The 14,833-nt window shown below is 62.4% G+C and carries 15 protein-coding genes; 8 read left to right on the top strand and 7 right to left on the bottom strand.

The window, feature by feature from the left end:
- Positions 1-63: 63 nt before the first annotated feature.
- Both NMG70_RS22900 and NMG70_RS22895 read right to left on the bottom strand, forming a co-directional pair.
- Positions 64-732, bottom strand: coding sequence for a glutathione S-transferase family protein (locus NMG70_RS22900; protein WP_254026624.1), 669 nt, complete (start codon positions 730-732; stop codon positions 64-66).
- 13 nt (positions 733-745) lie between these two features.
- Complete coding sequence (locus tag NMG70_RS22895; protein WP_254026623.1) at positions 746-1,957, bottom strand: NADP-dependent isocitrate dehydrogenase; 1,212 nt, start codon at positions 1,955-1,957, stop codon at positions 746-748.
- A gap of 217 nt (positions 1,958-2,174) precedes the next feature.
- Here NMG70_RS22895 and NMG70_RS22890 point away from each other — a divergent pair, with 217 nt between their 5' ends.
- From NMG70_RS22890 to NMG70_RS22850, 8 genes are all read left to right on the top strand, one after another.
- A complete protein-coding gene (locus NMG70_RS22890) occupies positions 2,175-3,026 on the top strand; it encodes an RNA methyltransferase (RefSeq protein WP_254026622.1) in 852 nt (283 codons plus the stop codon).
- Positions 3,027-3,151: 125 nt separating this feature from the next.
- The gene (gene murI / locus NMG70_RS22885; protein WP_254026621.1) at positions 3,152-3,964 is read left to right on the top strand and encodes a glutamate racemase; all 813 of its coding nucleotides are present in this window, start codon (positions 3,152-3,154) and stop codon (positions 3,962-3,964) included.
- A 62-nt stretch (positions 3,965-4,026) separates the two neighbouring features.
- Entirely contained in the window at positions 4,027-4,215 is a 189-nt protein-coding gene (locus NMG70_RS22880; RefSeq protein ID WP_023717374.1) for a DUF3008 family protein, read from the top strand.
- Between the two features lie 358 nt (positions 4,216-4,573).
- Positions 4,574-5,191 carry a 30S ribosomal protein S4 gene (rpsD, locus tag NMG70_RS22875; RefSeq protein ID WP_127317332.1) on the top strand — a complete coding sequence of 206 codons (618 nt, stop codon included), beginning with the start codon at positions 4,574-4,576 and terminating at the stop codon, positions 5,189-5,191.
- A 135-nt stretch (positions 5,192-5,326) separates the two neighbouring features.
- Positions 5,327-6,214, top strand: a complete 888-nt coding sequence (gene ttcA / locus NMG70_RS22870; protein ID WP_254026620.1) for a tRNA 2-thiocytidine(32) synthetase TtcA — start codon at positions 5,327-5,329, stop codon at positions 6,212-6,214.
- Positions 6,204-7,031, top strand: coding sequence for an inositol monophosphatase family protein (locus tag NMG70_RS22865; RefSeq protein ID WP_254026619.1), 828 nt, complete (start codon positions 6,204-6,206; stop codon positions 7,029-7,031). The genes ttcA and NMG70_RS22865 overlap by 11 nt, the downstream gene beginning before the upstream one ends.
- A gap of 130 nt (positions 7,032-7,161) precedes the next feature.
- The gene (ppaT, locus tag NMG70_RS22855; RefSeq protein WP_254026618.1) at positions 7,162-8,340 is read left to right on the top strand and encodes a pyridoxamine--pyruvate transaminase; all 1,179 of its coding nucleotides are present in this window, start codon (positions 7,162-7,164) and stop codon (positions 8,338-8,340) included.
- A 90-nt stretch (positions 8,341-8,430) separates the two neighbouring features.
- The gene (locus tag NMG70_RS22850) at positions 8,431-8,832 is read left to right on the top strand and encodes a TonB C-terminal domain-containing protein (protein ID WP_254026617.1); all 402 of its coding nucleotides are present in this window, start codon (positions 8,431-8,433) and stop codon (positions 8,830-8,832) included.
- A 13-nt stretch (positions 8,833-8,845) separates the two neighbouring features.
- On the opposite strand, the gene NMG70_RS22845 is transcribed toward NMG70_RS22850, so the two are convergent.
- From NMG70_RS22845 to NMG70_RS22825, 5 genes are all read right to left on the bottom strand, one after another.
- On the bottom strand, positions 8,846-10,006 hold the full coding sequence (locus NMG70_RS22845; RefSeq protein ID WP_254026630.1) for a multidrug effflux MFS transporter: 1,161 nt from the start codon (positions 10,004-10,006) through the stop codon (positions 8,846-8,848).
- 191 nt (positions 10,007-10,197) lie between these two features.
- Positions 10,198-10,533 carry a Grx4 family monothiol glutaredoxin gene (grxD, locus tag NMG70_RS22840; protein ID WP_254026616.1) on the bottom strand — a complete coding sequence of 112 codons (336 nt, stop codon included), beginning with the start codon at positions 10,531-10,533 and terminating at the stop codon, positions 10,198-10,200.
- Between the two features lie 142 nt (positions 10,534-10,675).
- Positions 10,676-10,909, bottom strand: a complete 234-nt coding sequence (locus NMG70_RS22835; protein ID WP_023798252.1) for a BolA/IbaG family iron-sulfur metabolism protein — start codon at positions 10,907-10,909, stop codon at positions 10,676-10,678.
- An 86-nt stretch (positions 10,910-10,995) separates the two neighbouring features.
- On the bottom strand, positions 10,996-13,236 hold the full coding sequence (purL, locus tag NMG70_RS22830) for a phosphoribosylformylglycinamidine synthase subunit PurL (RefSeq protein WP_254026615.1): 2,241 nt from the start codon (positions 13,234-13,236) through the stop codon (positions 10,996-10,998).
- Between the two features lie 143 nt (positions 13,237-13,379).
- Complete coding sequence (locus NMG70_RS22825) at positions 13,380-14,792, bottom strand: aminotransferase-like domain-containing protein (protein WP_254026614.1); 1,413 nt, start codon at positions 14,790-14,792, stop codon at positions 13,380-13,382.
- Positions 14,793-14,833 lie beyond the last annotated feature (41 nt).

Genomic DNA, 14,833 nt, shown 5'->3' with positions numbered 1-14,833 from the left:
CGATCCACCGAGGCGACGAAAAAAGCCAATCCGCCGCAGCAAGGATAACGCTCGTGCCCTAAGTTAGCGCCTATGGGGCGCTGTCCCTCGGCCTTTCGGACTTTGTCGCCCGGCCTTTTCGGTCTTCGCAAAACTCGGGCGCTCGGCGATGCGAGCCCACCAGGCCTGGATATCGGCGAACTCGGCCAGCAGCTTCCGCCCCTCAGTGACCTTGACGAAATAGCGGATGATGGGTGCTGCATGCAGGTCGGCCAGCGTCAGTTCCGCTCCCAACAGCCATGGCCCCTCGGCTTTCAGCGATGAGAGCGCCTGTAGTGTCGTTCTCGCCTGCCGAAGCCCATTGGCGATCAAAGCCTCGTCAGGCGTCGTCTTTTCCAGCCGCTCGACGGCGACATCCCAGACCATGGCCCGATAGGCATAGGCATCCAGCATGGCGATGATCTGGTTCATACGCGCGCGAGGCCGGGCTTCGATCGGTTGCAACGCCGGGCCGTCGAACGCTTCGTCGACATAGCGGGTGATCGCGCTGGTCTCGTGGAGGCGGAACCCGTCATGCTCGAAGGCCGGGATGCGGCCGAACGGCTGATGGTCGAAATACCAGCCCGGAATGCCGTCGGCCGCAAAGATGTCGACCGGCACAAGTTCGTAGTCGATGCCTTTTTCCTCGAGTGCGAGGCGGACGATGCGCACATAGACGCTGTAGTCCGCCCCGTAGACGACGGGCCTGCTCACAACGCTGGACTGGTCAGGCCATCGCCTTCTGCAGGTTCTCGTCGATCTTGTCGAGGAAGCCGGTGGTCGAAAGCCATGGCTGGTCGGGACCGATCAGCAGCGACAGATCCTTGGTCATGAAGCCGGCCTCGACAGTCTGGATGCATACTTTTTCCAGCGTCTCGGCAAAACGCATCAGCTCGGCATTGTCGTCGAGCTTGGCGCGGTGCGCCAGGCCACGCGTCCAGGCGAAGATCGAGGCGATCGAATTGGTCGAGGTTTCCTCGCCCTTCTGGTGCTGCCGATAATGACGGGTGACGGTGCCGTGCGCGGCCTCCGCTTCCACCGTCTTGCCGTCCGGCGTCATCAGCACCGACGTCATCAGGCCGAGCGACCCAAAACCTTGCGCCACCGTGTCCGACTGCACGTCGCCATCATAGTTCTTGCAGGCCCAGATATAGCCGCCCGACCATTTCAGGCTGGAGGCAACCATGTCGTCGATCAGCCGGTGCTCGTACCAGAGCTTCTTGGATTTGAACTCGGCTTCGAACTCCGCCTCGTAGACTTCCTGGAAAATGTCCTTGAAGCGGCCGTCATAGGCCTTGAGGATGGTGTTCTTGGTCGAGAGGTAGACCGGGTAGTTGCGCAGCAGGCCGTAATTGAGCGAGGCGCGGGCGAATTCGCGGATCGAGTCGTCGAGATTGTACATGGCCATGGCGACGCCGGCGGCCGGCGCATCGAACACGTCATGCTCGATCACCTTGCCGTCCTCGCCGACAAACTTGATCGTCAGCTTGCCCTTGCCGGGGAAGCGGAAATCGGTGGCGCGGTACTGGTCGCCGAAGGCATGACGGCCGACGATGATCGGCTTGGTCCAGCCGGGCACCAGCCGCGGCACGTTCTTCATGATGATCGGCTCGCGAAAGATGGTGCCGCCGAGGATGTTGCGGATGGTGCCGTTCGGCGACTTCCACATCTTCTTCAGCCCGAATTCCTCGACGCGCTGCTCGTCGGGCGTGATCGTCGCGCATTTCACGCCGACGCCATGCTTCTTGATGGCATTGGCCGAATCAATGGTCACCTGGTCGTTGGTGGCGTCGCGGTGCTCGACGCTGAGGTCGTAATATTCAAGCTTGAGGTCGAGATAGGGGTGGATCAGTTTGTCCTTGATGAACTGCCAGATGATGCGGGTCATCTCGTCGCCGTCGAGTTCGACGACCGGGTTCGCCACCTTGATCTTCGCCATGGAAAGAATGCCTCATTGTTGGGGATCGGGACGGCCTTGCCCGCATGGCTTTGGCCGGGGATGCGGCCCGTATATCAAAGCATTTTTGGCCGCGCAAACGGCGATCCGCGCCAGCGGGCTCGCCCCTGGCATCGGGCGTTCCTTGCGAAAGCTTCATTTTCGCGGCCGGATATGGCAGGGAACGCTGAAATACCGCAAACAGCAGTTCATTGAGAGAATGCAAGCCAGCAACGACATCCTTCCTGCCACAGGCCCGGCGATCATCCTGGTCGAGCCGCAGCTCGGCGAGAATATCGGCATGGTCGCGCGTGCCATGGCGAATTTCGGTTTGTCCGAACTGCGCCTCGTCAATCCGCGCGACAGCTGGCCGAGCGAAAAGGCGCGCGCTGCCGCGAGCCGCGCCGATCACGTCATCGATGCCGCTAGAGTATATGACGTTCTTGCCTCGGCGGTCGCCGACCTGAACTTCGTCTTCGCCACCACGGCGCGCGCGCGCGATAATTTCAAGCCGGTGCGCGGACCGGTCGAGGCGGGCAGGGCGCTGAGAGCGCGCCAGCGATCCGGACAGCGCACCGGCATCCTGTTTGGCCGCGAGCGGTTCGGGCTCTACAATGACGAGGTCGGCCTCGCCGACGAGATCGTCACCTTCCCGGTCGATCCCGCCTTCTCCTCGCTCAACATCGCCCAGGCCGCCCTGCTGATGTCCTATGAATGGATGAAGTCCGGCCTGGAGGATGAGACGAAAACCAATTTTTCCAGCCCCGACATGATGCCGGCTACCAAGGAACAATTGCACGGCCTGTTCGCCTATCTGGAAGGCGCGCTCGAAGCGCGCGGCTATTTCCGCCCAGCGGCGAAGAAGCCGAAAATGGTCGACAATCTGCGCGCGGTGCTGACGCGCGCCGGCTTCGCCGAGCCGGAGCTCAAGGTGCTGCGCGGCATAATATCATCGCTGGACAGGTTTTCGCCGGCCATGCCGCGCGGCGACGGATCGCCGGGCGATGATCCAAGGCGGCTTCCGGCAGCGGCGGCGCGCGCCGCCAAGGCGACAGACAAGGACCAGGCCTAAGAGACAGTCCCTCGCCGTAACCGAATGTTATTTGGTGGTAGTCCATCATCCCGAAAATGATGGATCAGGGATTTGTGACCATCTTCCCGCCGCGGGCCCGCGGCCTTCTCCTGTAGACGATGACAATGACCGATCCTTCAAGCGCCCGCCCTGTCCTGATGTTCGATTCCGGCATCGGCGGCCTGACGGTGCTGCGCGAAGCGCGGGTGCTGATGCCTGACCGCCGCTTCGTCTATGTCGCCGACGATGCGGCTTTCCCTTACGGGGCTTGGGAGGAAGCGGCACTGAAGTCACATGTACTGGAGCTGTTCGGCAAGCTGCTCGACCGTTTTTCGCCGGCCGTTTCGGTCATCGCCTGCAACACCGCCTCGACGCTGGTCATCGACGCGTTGCGCGAAAGATTTGCCCGTCATCCTTTCGTCGGCACGGTGCCGGCGATCAAGCCGGCGGCGGAACGCACGCGCTCGGGGCTGGTTTCGGTGCTGGCGACGCCCGGCACCGTCAAGCGCCAGTATACCCGCGACCTGATCGGCAAATGGGCGCAGAAATGCCATGTCCGCCTGGTTGGCAGCGACAGTCTGGCGGGACTGGCCGAAGTCTATATGCGCGATGGCTTTGTCGATGAAGAGGCGGTGCGTGCCGAGATCGCGCCGTGCTTCGTCGAACATGATGAACTGCGGACCGACATCGTCGTGCTTGCCTGCACCCATTATCCCTTTCTGGCCAATCGCATGCGCAAGACGGCACCTTGGCCGGTCGATTGGCTCGATCCCGCCGAGGCGATCGCGCGACGCGCCCTCTCGCTGCTCGCGGGCACCGAGGCCAGCCACCGCGGCGAGGCGTTGCCGGAAGGCGCCGACCTTGCTGTCTTCACCTCGAAGCGGGTTGATTTTCCGACTCGCCGCCTGATGCAGGGGTTTGGGCTGGCGATTTCCTGATGTCCGGGAACATCACCACGACCGGTGCGTTTTTCCCTTATCGCAAGACGGGAGAAACGATCATGCCAGCCACTTCAAAAGCCCAGCAGAAAGCCGCCGGCGCGGCATTGTCCGCCAAGCGAGGCGAAACCAAGAAGAGCGAGCTCAAGGGCGCTTCGAAGGGAATGTACAAGTCGATGAGCGAAAAGCAGCTTGAGGAGTTCGCCGAGACCAAGCGCAAGGGCCTGCCGGAGAAGAAATCGAAACACTAGCGGCTTGTCCGCACCCGAGGTCGGCACCGGTCCCATGGTTGGATAGCCGCGGTCCAGCACACAGCCCGCGGTCTTGCCATCACCGACGCCAGCCGCGAGCTTGACACCAGTCAAATCTCCGTCTAATCAGCCCACCAACACCGGGCCGCAATGTCCGGTGGTTTCTTTATGTGCGCAAGACATTTGGGAAGCCGCTCTATTCTTCCCGGAGTTTTGTCTAGAATGACGTGTCCCGTGGGTTTTCCGCCGCGTTGCGTGGGAGAACCCTGTCAGGTCTCGAAAACGGGGGCCAGAGGAGGGCGCGTTTCCTTCACCCGGACCATGAGGTTCCGGGTGTGTCTTTTTGAAAGGGAATGCGATGAGCAAGCGCGAATCCGCGAAATACAAGATCGACCGCCGTCTCGGCGAAAACATCTGGGGCCGCCCGAAGTCCCCGGTCAACAAACGCGAATACGGTCCCGGCCAGCACGGCCAGCGCCGCAAGGGCAAGCTTTCCGATTTCGGCCTGCAGCTGCGTGCCAAGCAGAAGCTGAAGGGTCACTACGGCGACGTGTCGGAAAAGCAGTTCCGCAAGGTCTATGAAGAGGCGAACCGCCGCAAGGGCGACACCTCGGAGAACCTGATCGGCCTGCTCGAGTCGCGTCTCGACGCGGTCGTTTACCGCGCCAAGTTCGTGCCGACCATTTTTGCTGCTCGCCAGTTCGTCAATCACGGCCACATCAACGTCAACGGCAAGCGTGTCAACATCGGCTCATACCGCTGCAAGCCGGGCGATGTCATCGAAGTGCGCGAAAAGTCGAAGCAGCTGGTGATCGTCCTGGAATCGGTAGGCCTGGCCGAGCGCGACGTGCCTGATTACATCGAGGTCGACCACAACAAGATGACCGCGACCTTCGGGCGCATCCCCGGCCTGTCGGATGTTCCCTTCGCCGTGCAGATGGAACCGAACCTGGTCGTCGAATTCTATTCACGCTGATCGATTTCTTCATCTCGACATCATCGAAGGCCGCTCTCGAGGCGGCCTTTTCTTTGGGCTTCTGAAAATCGATTTCGGTTTTCGGGCCGATGCGCTACTCCGGGCAGCAACAAGGATCTTTGGGGCCGCCGCGCCATGAACATGCTGCCAGAAACAATCGAACCGATCACTGACGCCCCAGGCGGCTTTCATCCGCTGTTTGCCGATGTGCCGTCCTCCGTCGAATTCAACAAGCTGCGCAAGCGGCTGCTGCGTCTCGCCCGCCAGGCGATCGACGATTTTTCGATGATCAGGCCCGGCGATCGCTGGCTGATCGCCTTGTCTGGCGGCAAGGATTCCTACGGCCTGCTGGCGTTGCTGCTCGACCTCAAATGGCGCGGGCTGCTGCCGGTTGACCTGTTGGCCTGCAACCTCGACCAGGGCCAGCCGAACTTTCCGAAACACATTCTGCCCGATTATCTCAACACATACGCCATTGCGCACCGCATCGAATATCAGGACACCTATTCGGTGGTGACCGAAAAGCTTCCCCAGGGCAGCACCTATTGTTCGCTGTGCTCGCGGCTCAGGCGCGGCCATCTCTACCGCATCGCGCGCGAGGAGGGCTGCTCGGCTTTGGTGCTCGGCCACCACCGCGAAGACATTCTCGAAACCTTTTTCATGAACCTGTTGCATGGCGGGCGCCTCGCCGCCATGCCGCCAAAACTGCTCAACGACGACGGCGACGTCATGGTATTGCGGCCGCTCGCCTATTGCGCCGAGGCCGATCTCGAAAAATTCGCCGGCGCCATGAAGTTCCCGATCATCCCATGCGATCTGTGCGGCAGCCAGGACGGCTTGCAGCGCAATGCGATGAAGGCGATGCTCGACGACCTGGAAAAGCGCATGCCCGGCCGCAAGGACACGATGATCCACGCCATGACCAATGTGCGGCCTTCGCATCTGCTCGACAGAAAGCTGTTCGATTTCGCCGCCCTCAACGAAACCCTGACCGCAAGGCAAGACGTTCCCGATGACATTTGACGATACCGCGATCGACTGGCTGGCCCAGCTTCTGTCCGACGCTGCCATTGCCGAGATCATGCCGCGCTTTCGCCGGCTGGATGAGGGCGACATCCGCCAGAAGACCTCGGCGGCCGATCTGGTGACTGAGGCCGATGTGAGTGCCGAGCGGCTCATCACCGTCAGGCTGCGTGAACGCTACCCCCAGGCGATGATCGTCGGCGAGGAAGCCTGCTCCGACGACCCGGAGTTGCTCCAGGGCCTCGGCGAAGCCGATCTCGCCTTCGTCATCGATCCCGTCGACGGCACTTTCAATTTCGCCTCAGGCGTGCCGCTGTTCGGCGTCATGCTCGGCGTCGTGGTGAAGGGCGAGACCGTCGCCGGCATCATTCACGATCCCGTCGGCAAGGACTGGCTGATCGGCGCCAGGGGTGCTGGCAGCCACATACGGCATGCGCATGGCACTTTGGAGAAGGTGCGTGTCGCCGAGCCTGCGCCGATCTCCCAAATGACCGGCGCGGTTTCCTGGCAGTACATGCCCGAGCCGGAACGGTCACGGCTGGCGCGCAACCAGACGAAATGTCTTTCGCAATTCGGCTATCGCTGCGCGGCTCACGAATATCGCCTGCTGGCGAGCGGCCACGCCCACTTCGTCGTCTACAACAAGCTGATGCCGTGGGATCATCTGGCCGGTGTGCTGATCCATGCCGAGGCCGGTGGTTACGCGGCGCGTTTCGACGGCAGCGCCTATCGGCCTTCGCATCTCGGCGGCGGCCTTCTTGTCGCACCGGACGAAGCAAGCTGGCGAGAACTGCGCCGGGAACTCTGGGCGGAATAGGCCGTTTGGCATCGGCCCGGATAAGCTAGCCGAGGATTATGGCGCCGAGCTGATGTATTCGCACGACATGGAGAACTTCAAGACTTACACGCAGTTCTACGGCTGATCGCCGCCGATGCGGAGAAAGACCATGCGCTATCCCGAACACGCCGAACCGGTCATCACGCTTACTGCCGGGCCGGTGAACGCCTATCCCGATGTGCTGCGCGGCGTCGGCCGGACCGTGCTCTACGATCACGATCCGGCGTTCCAGCTCTTTTACGAGCGTGTGGTCGACAAGGCGCAGAAGGCGATGCGGCTGTCGAACAAGCCGGTCATTCTGCATGGCGAGCCGGTGCTTGGGCTGGAGGCGGCGGCAGCCTCCCTGATCACGCCCGACGACGTCGTGCTCAACCTTGCCTCCGGTGTGTACGGCAAGGGGTTTGGCGATTGGGCGAAGCGCTATTCGCCGCATCTGCTCGAAATCGAGGTGCCGTACAACGAGGCGATCGATCCGCAGGCGGTTGCGGCAATGCTGGAAGCGCATCCGGAAATTAGCATCGTTTCCGTCTGCCACCACGACACGCCGTCGGGCACCATCAATCCGATCGACGCCATCGGCGCGCTGGTTTCGGCGCATGGGCCCTATCTGATCGTCGATGCCATTTCGTCCTTCGGCGGCATGAAAACGCATCCGGAGGACTGCAAGGCCGACATCTATGTCACCGGCCCGAACAAATGCCTCGGCGCGCCTCCCGGCCTCACGATGATGGGCGTCAGCGAGCGCGCTTGGGCCAAGATGAAGGCAAATCCACTGGCCCCGCGCGCATCGATGCTCAGCATCGTCGACTGGGAGCATGCTTGGTCGAAGGACAAGCCGTTTCCATTCACGCCGTCAGTCGCGGAGATGAACGGGCTCGACGTCGCGCTCGACCTCTACCTCAACGAGGGCCCGGCGGCGGTATGGGCGCGCCACGCGCTCACCGCTAGGGCCATGCGCGCCGGCGTCGTCGCCATGGGTCTGTCGATCTGGGCCGCCAGCGACACCTTCGCTTCGCCAACCACGACTGCCGTCCGGACGCCCGAAGGCATCGACGAGAAGGCGCTTCGCCAGGCCGCGCGCGCCCGCTACGGCGTGGTGTTCTCGTCTGGCCGCGGCGAAACATTGGGTAAGCTGACGCGCATCGGCCATATGGGCCCGACCGCCCAGCCGATCTATGCGATCGCGGCGCTGGCGGCACTTGGCGGCGCGATGAATTCGTTGGGCCAGAAATTCGCGGTCGGCAAAGGCATCGACGCGGCGCTGGCCGTTATCGACGCCGACGTCTGAAAGGATCCATCCGCCGCGCTGATATCGATGGAGGTTTTCATCGAAAAATTCGCTACATTACGTTTGTCCGCGCGAAACCGGAGACCCGAGATGAAACCTCGGTCCGCAATTGTCGGCCTTGCCCTTGCCCTGGTTGCCGGTCCTAACGCGGCAACATCGCAGGAACGCGGCTGTCGCAGTCCCGATCCCGTCGACACCATAAACGAGATGTTCTCCGCGATCGTCGCCTGCTGGGAGCCGCCGCCCGGAACCGCGGGCATGACCCTGACGCTGCAGTTCTCAATTCGCCGAAACGGCACGCTTATCGGCAAGCCTCGCGCCACCTTCTCCCGTCTAGGGAACGATGGCAGCCTCAACCGGGCCTTCGTCGCCTCCGTCCTCGAGGCTCTCGACAAGGCTCTGCCACTGCCCGTTTCGGACAGCATGGGTGGAGCGATCGCAGGGCGTTTGCTGTTCCCTCGCTTCACCGCAGCAAGCGGGGGTGAATCCTAAGGCGCGTCCGGCATTAAACCGGCGGGTTCTGCGGCTGGAACAATTTGCCGCGCTCGGCGATCAGCACCATCACCAATGCGCCAAGCGACACGCTGCAGAATCCGGCGGCCAAGGGCGTCACCGTGCCGTTGAAGGCCTGGCCGATCAGCGTGCCGAGCACGCCGCCGAGGAAGGTCTGCATGAAACCCAGAATGGACGACGCCGTCCCGGCCAGTTGGCCGAGCGGCTCCATGGCGAGCGCGTTGAAATTCGCGCCGAGCGCGCCGAACGGGACCATCGCACAGGCAAAGAAGGTGATGAAAAGCCAGAGCGGCATCATCACTTGGATGGAAACGACCAGCCAGGCGAGACTGATGGCCAGAAACAAGAGCAGCGCGCTTTGCGACAGGCGGCGCATGCCAATACGGCCGACGAGGCGCGAATTCAGATAGCTCGAAAAGGAGAGAACGCCGGCTATCCCTGCGAAAATGACGGGGAACATCTCGCCGACTTTGAACACATCGACGTAGATCTGCTGTGCCGAGGCGATGAAGCCGAACATGGCCGCGAAGATAAAGGTGCTGGCAAAGGCGTAGCAGAGCGCCATGCGATTGGTCAGCACGATGCGGAAACCGCCAAGGACGGATGATGCCGTCAGCGGCCGGCGATATTCGGGATGCAGCGTTTCCGGCAGCCGCAGCAGCGACCAGGCCGAGACGATCAGCGCGCCGGCCGCCATGGTGATGAAGATCCAGTGCCAGGAGGCAAACAGCATGATGAACTGGCCAATACCTGGCGCCACCACCGGAATGGCCATGAACACCATGAAGATCAGCGACATGACTTCGGCCATGCGCCGGCCTTCGAACGTGTCGCGCACGATCGAGACGGCGATGACGCGGGTGGCCGCCGCGCCAATGCCTTGCACCAGCCTGCACAGAAGAAGAATGGCGAATGATGGGGCGATAGCCGCAGCAGCCGCCGCTGCGACATAGATGACCAGCCCGACGACCAGCGGCGCGCGGCGCCCGAAGCGGTCCGAGATCGGCCCGAAGAAAAGCTGTCCGCCGCCGAAGCCCAGAATATAGGCGGCAATCACATATTGGCGGTAGTTTTCATTTTCCACGCCCAGCGAGGCGCCGATCTGCTGCAGCGCCGGCAGCATGATGTCGATGGCCAGCGAGTTGAGCGCCATCAACGCCGCGCACAGCGCGATGAATTCCCAGCGCGGAATAGGCAAGGTGCTTGCCTCCGGCGCTTGTGCATGCTGGTCCACGGCAAAGTCCGATCTTCAAACGAAAAAGCGCCGGCGCACCGGCGCATTCATTCGTCTTGTGCCCCGATAGTGGGAAAATAATCAGCTTGGCGAAATGCCCTAAATGTTCGTCAGGCGGCGCCTTTGACGCTGACGCCCTTTTCGACGAGGAACGTCTGCAGTTCGCCAGCCTGGAACATTTCGCGGACGATGTCGCAACCGCCGACGAACTCACCCTTGACGTAGAGCTGAGGGATCGTCGGCCAGTTGGAGTATTCCTTGATACCTTGCCGCAGCTCGGCCGAGGTCAGCACGTCGACGCCCTTGTAGTCGGCCCCGATATAGTCGAGGATCTGCACGACCTGACCGGAAAATCCGCATTGCGGGAAACCCGGCGTGCCCTTCATAAAGAGAACGACGTCGTTGCCCCTCACTTCGCTGTCGATGTAGTCGTTGATACCGCTCATAGAGAATCCTTTCATGCCCGCGAGAGTCGGGCTCGAAACATCCCTTTCAAATAAACCCATAGGTTGCCTGAAACAAGACGTTTGCCGCCTCGTCACGCAAATGGCGCAAAATCCACGACCCAGGCCACTTCAGCCTCAAAGCTTACTCCGGCACGCTGGTCTGCAAAGCGAGCGCGTGCAGCACGCCGCCCATATTGCCCTTCAGCGCGTCATAGACCATCTGATGCTGCTGGACGCGGCTTTTGCCGCGAAAGCTTTCGGCCACCACTTCGGCCGCATAATGATCGCCGTCGCCGGCCAGGTCGCGAATCGTCACCTTGGCGTCCGGAATGCCTTCCTTGATCAACCGTTCGATGTCGTGCGCGTCCATTGCCATGCGAGGATTCCTTGTTCAGGTCGTGATCTCATAGATATGATCGAAACGGCGGATGAACCACACCGAAACGGGCCCACTCAATCAAATCAGGGGTCCACGACCTCATTTGCCATGAAGCGAGGAAACCAGGATTCGTGGGCAGCGGTCAATTCGCCGACAGGGATCGCCCGCGCCTCGCCGAGTTTCAACTCACGGCCGCCCGTCGAGCCGATCCACGGCGCGAAAATGCCGAGCTTGCTTTGCTGTTCGCGAATTGCATCCCATTCGTCGCTCTGCGGATCGATCGACAGAGTCAAGAGATAGCGGCTCTGATCCTCACCGAACCAGACCGGGATCGGATCGGTCCCGACCAGGCCGGGGACGGTCGCGCCGATGCCGGACGCCATCGCCATCTCGGCCAGCGCGACGGCAATGCCGCCGTCGGAAACGTCGTGTGCTGATGTGACGACGCCGGAGGCGATCAAGGCGCGTACATGGTCGCCGACGCGCTTTTCATGGTCGAGGTCGACCGGCGGCGGCGGGCCATCGGTGCGGCCATGGATGTCGCGCATATAGGCCGACTGGGCGAGATGCGTTCCCCACATGGACGGGGCGCCGACCAGCAGGATCATCTGGCCCTCGGCGGCAAAGCCGATCCGCGCCATCCTGGACCAGTCGGCGATCAGTCCGACGCCGCCGATGGTCGGCGTCGGCAAGATGCCTCGTCCGTTGGTTTCGTTGTAGAGCGAGACATTGCCGGAGACGATCGGAAAGCCGAGCGCGCGGCAGGCGTCGCCGATGCCTTTCACGGCGCCGACCAACTGGCCCATGATCTCGGGTCGTTCCGGATTGCCGAAATTGAGATTGTCGGTGGCCGCGAGCGGCAGGGCGCCGGTGGCGGTCAGATTGCGCCAGCATTCCGCCACCGCCTGCTTGCCGCCCTCGTAAGGGTCGGCCTCGCAATAGCGCGGCGTCACGTCGGAGGAGAAGGCAAGCGCCTTGGTCGGATGACCCTCGACGCGCACCACGCCGGCATCGCCGCCCGGAAGCTGCAGCGAATTCCCTTGGATCAATGTGTCGTATTGTTCCCATACCCAGCGGCGCGAGGACAGGTCGGGTCCGCCAAGCAGTTTCAGCAGCGCCTCGGCGACATCGGCTTGCGGTGCATCGCCGGCCACCAGGGGCGCCGGCCTCTTCGGCTCGGTCCAGGGACGGTCATATTCCGGCGCCTGGTCGCCAAGGTCCTTGATCGGCAGATTGGCGACCTCGTCGCCCTGGTGCAGCACGCGAAAGCGGAGATCGTCGGTTGTTTTGCCAACGATGGCGAAGTCCAGGCCCCATTTGTGGAAGATCGCCTCGGCCTGCTTTTCCTTTTCGGGGCGCAGCACCATCAGCATGCGCTCCTGGCTCTCCGACAGCATCATCTCATAGGCGCTCATGCGCTCCTCGCGCACCGGCACCTTGTCGAGGTCGAGCTCGATGCCGAGGTCGCCCTTGGCGCCCATCTCGACCGCCGAGCAGGTGAGGCCGGCAGCACCCATGTCCTGGATGGCGATGACGGCGCCGGACGCCATCAGTTCGAGGCAGGCTTCGAGCAGGCATTTTTCGGTGAACGGGTCGCCGACCTGAACGGTGGGCCGTTTCTCGTCGATCCTGTCGTCGAATTCGGCCGAGGCCATGGTGGCGCCGCCGACACCGTCGCGGCCGGTCTTGGCGCCGAGATAGACGACCGGCAAGCCGACGCCCTTGGCTTCCGACAGGAAGATCGCGTCGGTCTTGGCGAGCCCCGCCGCGAAGGCGTTGACCAGGATATTGCCATTGTAGCGCGCGTCGAAATTGACCTCGCCGCCGACCGTCGGCACGCCGAACGAATTGCCGTAGCCGCCGACGCCGGCAACGACGCCGGCAACCAGATGCTTGGTCTTGGGATGGTCCGGCGCACCGAAGCGCAGCGCGTTCATTGCCGCGATCGGCCGGGCGCCCATGGTGAAGACATCGCGCAGGATGCCGCCGACGCCGGTCGCCGCACCCTGATAAGGCTCGATGAAGGAGGGGTGGTTATGGCTCTCCATCTTGAAGACGAGGCAGTCGCCATCGCCGATATCGACCACACCGGCATTCTCGCCCGGCCCCTGGATGACCTGCGGCCCGGTGGTCGGCAGCGTGCGCAGCCATTTTCTTGAGGATTTGTACGAGCAGTGCTCGTTCCACATCGCCGAAAAGATGCCGAGCTCGGTAAAGCTCGGCTCGCGCCCGACCAGGTCGAGGATGCGCTGATATTCGTCGGGCTTCAGCCCGTGCGCGGCAATGAGTTCCGGAGTGATCGGCACGGAATTGGAAATGGTCATGGGCGGCAATTTATATCCTTGGGATCGAAACCCGTCTTATCGCAAGCTTTGCAGCCGATACACCCATCAAGCGACGAAAAACGATGGAAAGGGTGCAGCAAGTAGCGAAAGATCGCCACTCGGCCCGCCGGTTTCAAGCCGCTTCACGAGAAGCTGTCGTAACCGGCGCGGCCCTCGTCCAGCAGCCGCCGGATCACGCCGACGCCGCCCGCGATGTCCTCTCGTCGCTCCGGCTGTGAAACGCCAAACCGCACGCCGTGAAAAACCTGCGCGGAACGGCCCGCCTTGAACTCGTCCTCATCGTCGATGAGCACGCCATGTTCGAGACAGGCATTCTTGAACGTGCCGGAAAGCCATGGATCGGGCAGGGTGAGCCAGACGAAGGGCACATTGTCTAGTGCGTTGAAGTCGAATCCCGCCAACGTCTTGCGCACGATCGCCATGCGCGCGTTGATCTCGACGATGCTGCGCTTGCGCATCTCGCTGGCTTGGCCGGACAGAACCAGCCGGCTACACACTTCCGCCAGCAGGAAGGGGAGGCCGCCCGTCAGCATCTTGTGAGCGACCCGGATCCGGTGGCGATAGGCCGGCGGACAGGCGAGCCAGCCGCCGCGAACGCCCGCCGCAACGGATTTCGACAGGCCGCCGGCAACGATGGTCCGTTCGGGGGCATATTCGGCCAGGAGCGGCGTCGGGTCGTCGGTCAGATCGCCATAGAGATCGTCCTCGATCAGGATGACATTGTATTCGCGTGCGACGCGCGCGATGGCCTCGCGGCGCGTTGCCGACAGCGTTACAAGTGTAGGGTTCTGGGCCGTCGGCATCAGGAACATCATTTTCGGGTGTTTTTGCGCGCAGACGCGCTCGAAATCCTCTGGATCGAGCCCTTCCGCGTCCGACGTCACCAGCGCCGTGCGGCGGCCGATCAGGCCGGCGCTGCGTGAAATTTGCGAATAAGTGAGGTGCTCGAAGACGATATAGTCGCCGGGCGTGGTCAGCGCGGCAATCGTCGCCATAACCGCGGCATGGGTGCCGAGCGTCGGAACGATGCCATCGCGGCTCGGGCGAAACGAATTTCGCGACAGCCAGCTGCAGCCGGCCTCGAACCAGCGGTCGGGAAAATCCCGCGTATAGCTTGAAATCTCATACGGATGGTCCTGCGCCGTGCGCGACAGCACATCGGCGACAATGGCGCCCTGGCCAGTATCAGGCGCGGCCGTGCTGTCGAAGCGCAGCTTGCCGCGAGGCGCATCGATAGAGCGCGTGCCTTCCACGTGCGGGTCGGGCGCCAGCAGATCGGTTTTGGTGTCATGCCGGCCCAGGACATAGGTTCCGCGTCCGACTTCGCCGCTTACCAGCCCCCGCTCGCGCAACAATTGGTAGGCCCGACCGACCGTGCCGACGGTCGTGCCGATGTCGTATGCCAGATCGCGCTGCGGCGGCAGTTTCGCCCCCGCGGCGATCGCCCCACGGTCGATGTCCGTTTCGATGGAATTTGCAAGCCGCTGATACAGGGGCCCGGAGCTAGACGTAAGATCGGGAAGCCAATTTGTCATGGTGACAATTTTCTATATTGCACCGAATTAAGAGTCAATAC

This window comes from Mesorhizobium ventifaucium, from assembly GCF_935822925.1.
GTDB lineage: Bacteria > Pseudomonadota > Alphaproteobacteria > Rhizobiales > Rhizobiaceae > Mesorhizobium > Mesorhizobium ventifaucium.
This window is presented reverse-complemented; position numbering and strand designations above follow the sequence as displayed.

What these genes read in the sequence shown, in the direction of transcription:
- NMG70_RS22895 (WP_254026623.1), bottom strand. Translation starts at nt 1,957, where the DNA reads ATGGCGAAGATCAAGGTGGCGAACCCGGTCGTCGAACTCGACGGCGAC.
- NMG70_RS22890 (WP_254026622.1), top strand. Translation starts at nt 2,175, where the DNA reads ATGCAAGCCAGCAACGACATCCTTCCTGCCACAGGCCCGGCGATCATC.
- murI (WP_254026621.1), top strand. Translation starts at nt 3,152, where the DNA reads ATGACCGATCCTTCAAGCGCCCGCCCTGTCCTGATGTTCGATTCCGGC.
- NMG70_RS22880 (WP_023717374.1), top strand. Translation starts at nt 4,027, where the DNA reads ATGCCAGCCACTTCAAAAGCCCAGCAGAAAGCCGCCGGCGCGGCATTG.
- rpsD (WP_127317332.1), top strand. Translation starts at nt 4,574, where the DNA reads ATGAGCAAGCGCGAATCCGCGAAATACAAGATCGACCGCCGTCTCGGC.
- ttcA (WP_254026620.1), top strand. Translation starts at nt 5,327, where the DNA reads ATGAACATGCTGCCAGAAACAATCGAACCGATCACTGACGCCCCAGGC.
- NMG70_RS22865 (WP_254026619.1), top strand. Translation starts at nt 6,204, where the DNA reads ATGACATTTGACGATACCGCGATCGACTGGCTGGCCCAGCTTCTGTCC.
- ppaT (WP_254026618.1), top strand. Translation starts at nt 7,162, where the DNA reads ATGCGCTATCCCGAACACGCCGAACCGGTCATCACGCTTACTGCCGGG.
- NMG70_RS22850 (WP_254026617.1), top strand. Translation starts at nt 8,431, where the DNA reads ATGAAACCTCGGTCCGCAATTGTCGGCCTTGCCCTTGCCCTGGTTGCC.
- NMG70_RS22845 (WP_254026630.1), bottom strand. Translation starts at nt 10,006, where the DNA reads ATGGCGCTCAACTCGCTGGCCATCGACATCATGCTGCCGGCGCTGCAG.
- grxD (WP_254026616.1), bottom strand. Translation starts at nt 10,533, where the DNA reads ATGAGCGGTATCAACGACTACATCGACAGCGAAGTGAGGGGCAACGAC.
- NMG70_RS22835 (WP_023798252.1), bottom strand. Translation starts at nt 10,909, where the DNA reads ATGGCAATGGACGCGCACGACATCGAACGGTTGATCAAGGAAGGCATT.
- purL (WP_254026615.1), bottom strand. Translation starts at nt 13,236, where the DNA reads ATGACCATTTCCAATTCCGTGCCGATCACTCCGGAACTCATTGCCGCG.
- NMG70_RS22825 (WP_254026614.1), bottom strand. Translation starts at nt 14,792, where the DNA reads ATGACAAATTGGCTTCCCGATCTTACGTCTAGCTCCGGGCCCCTGTAT.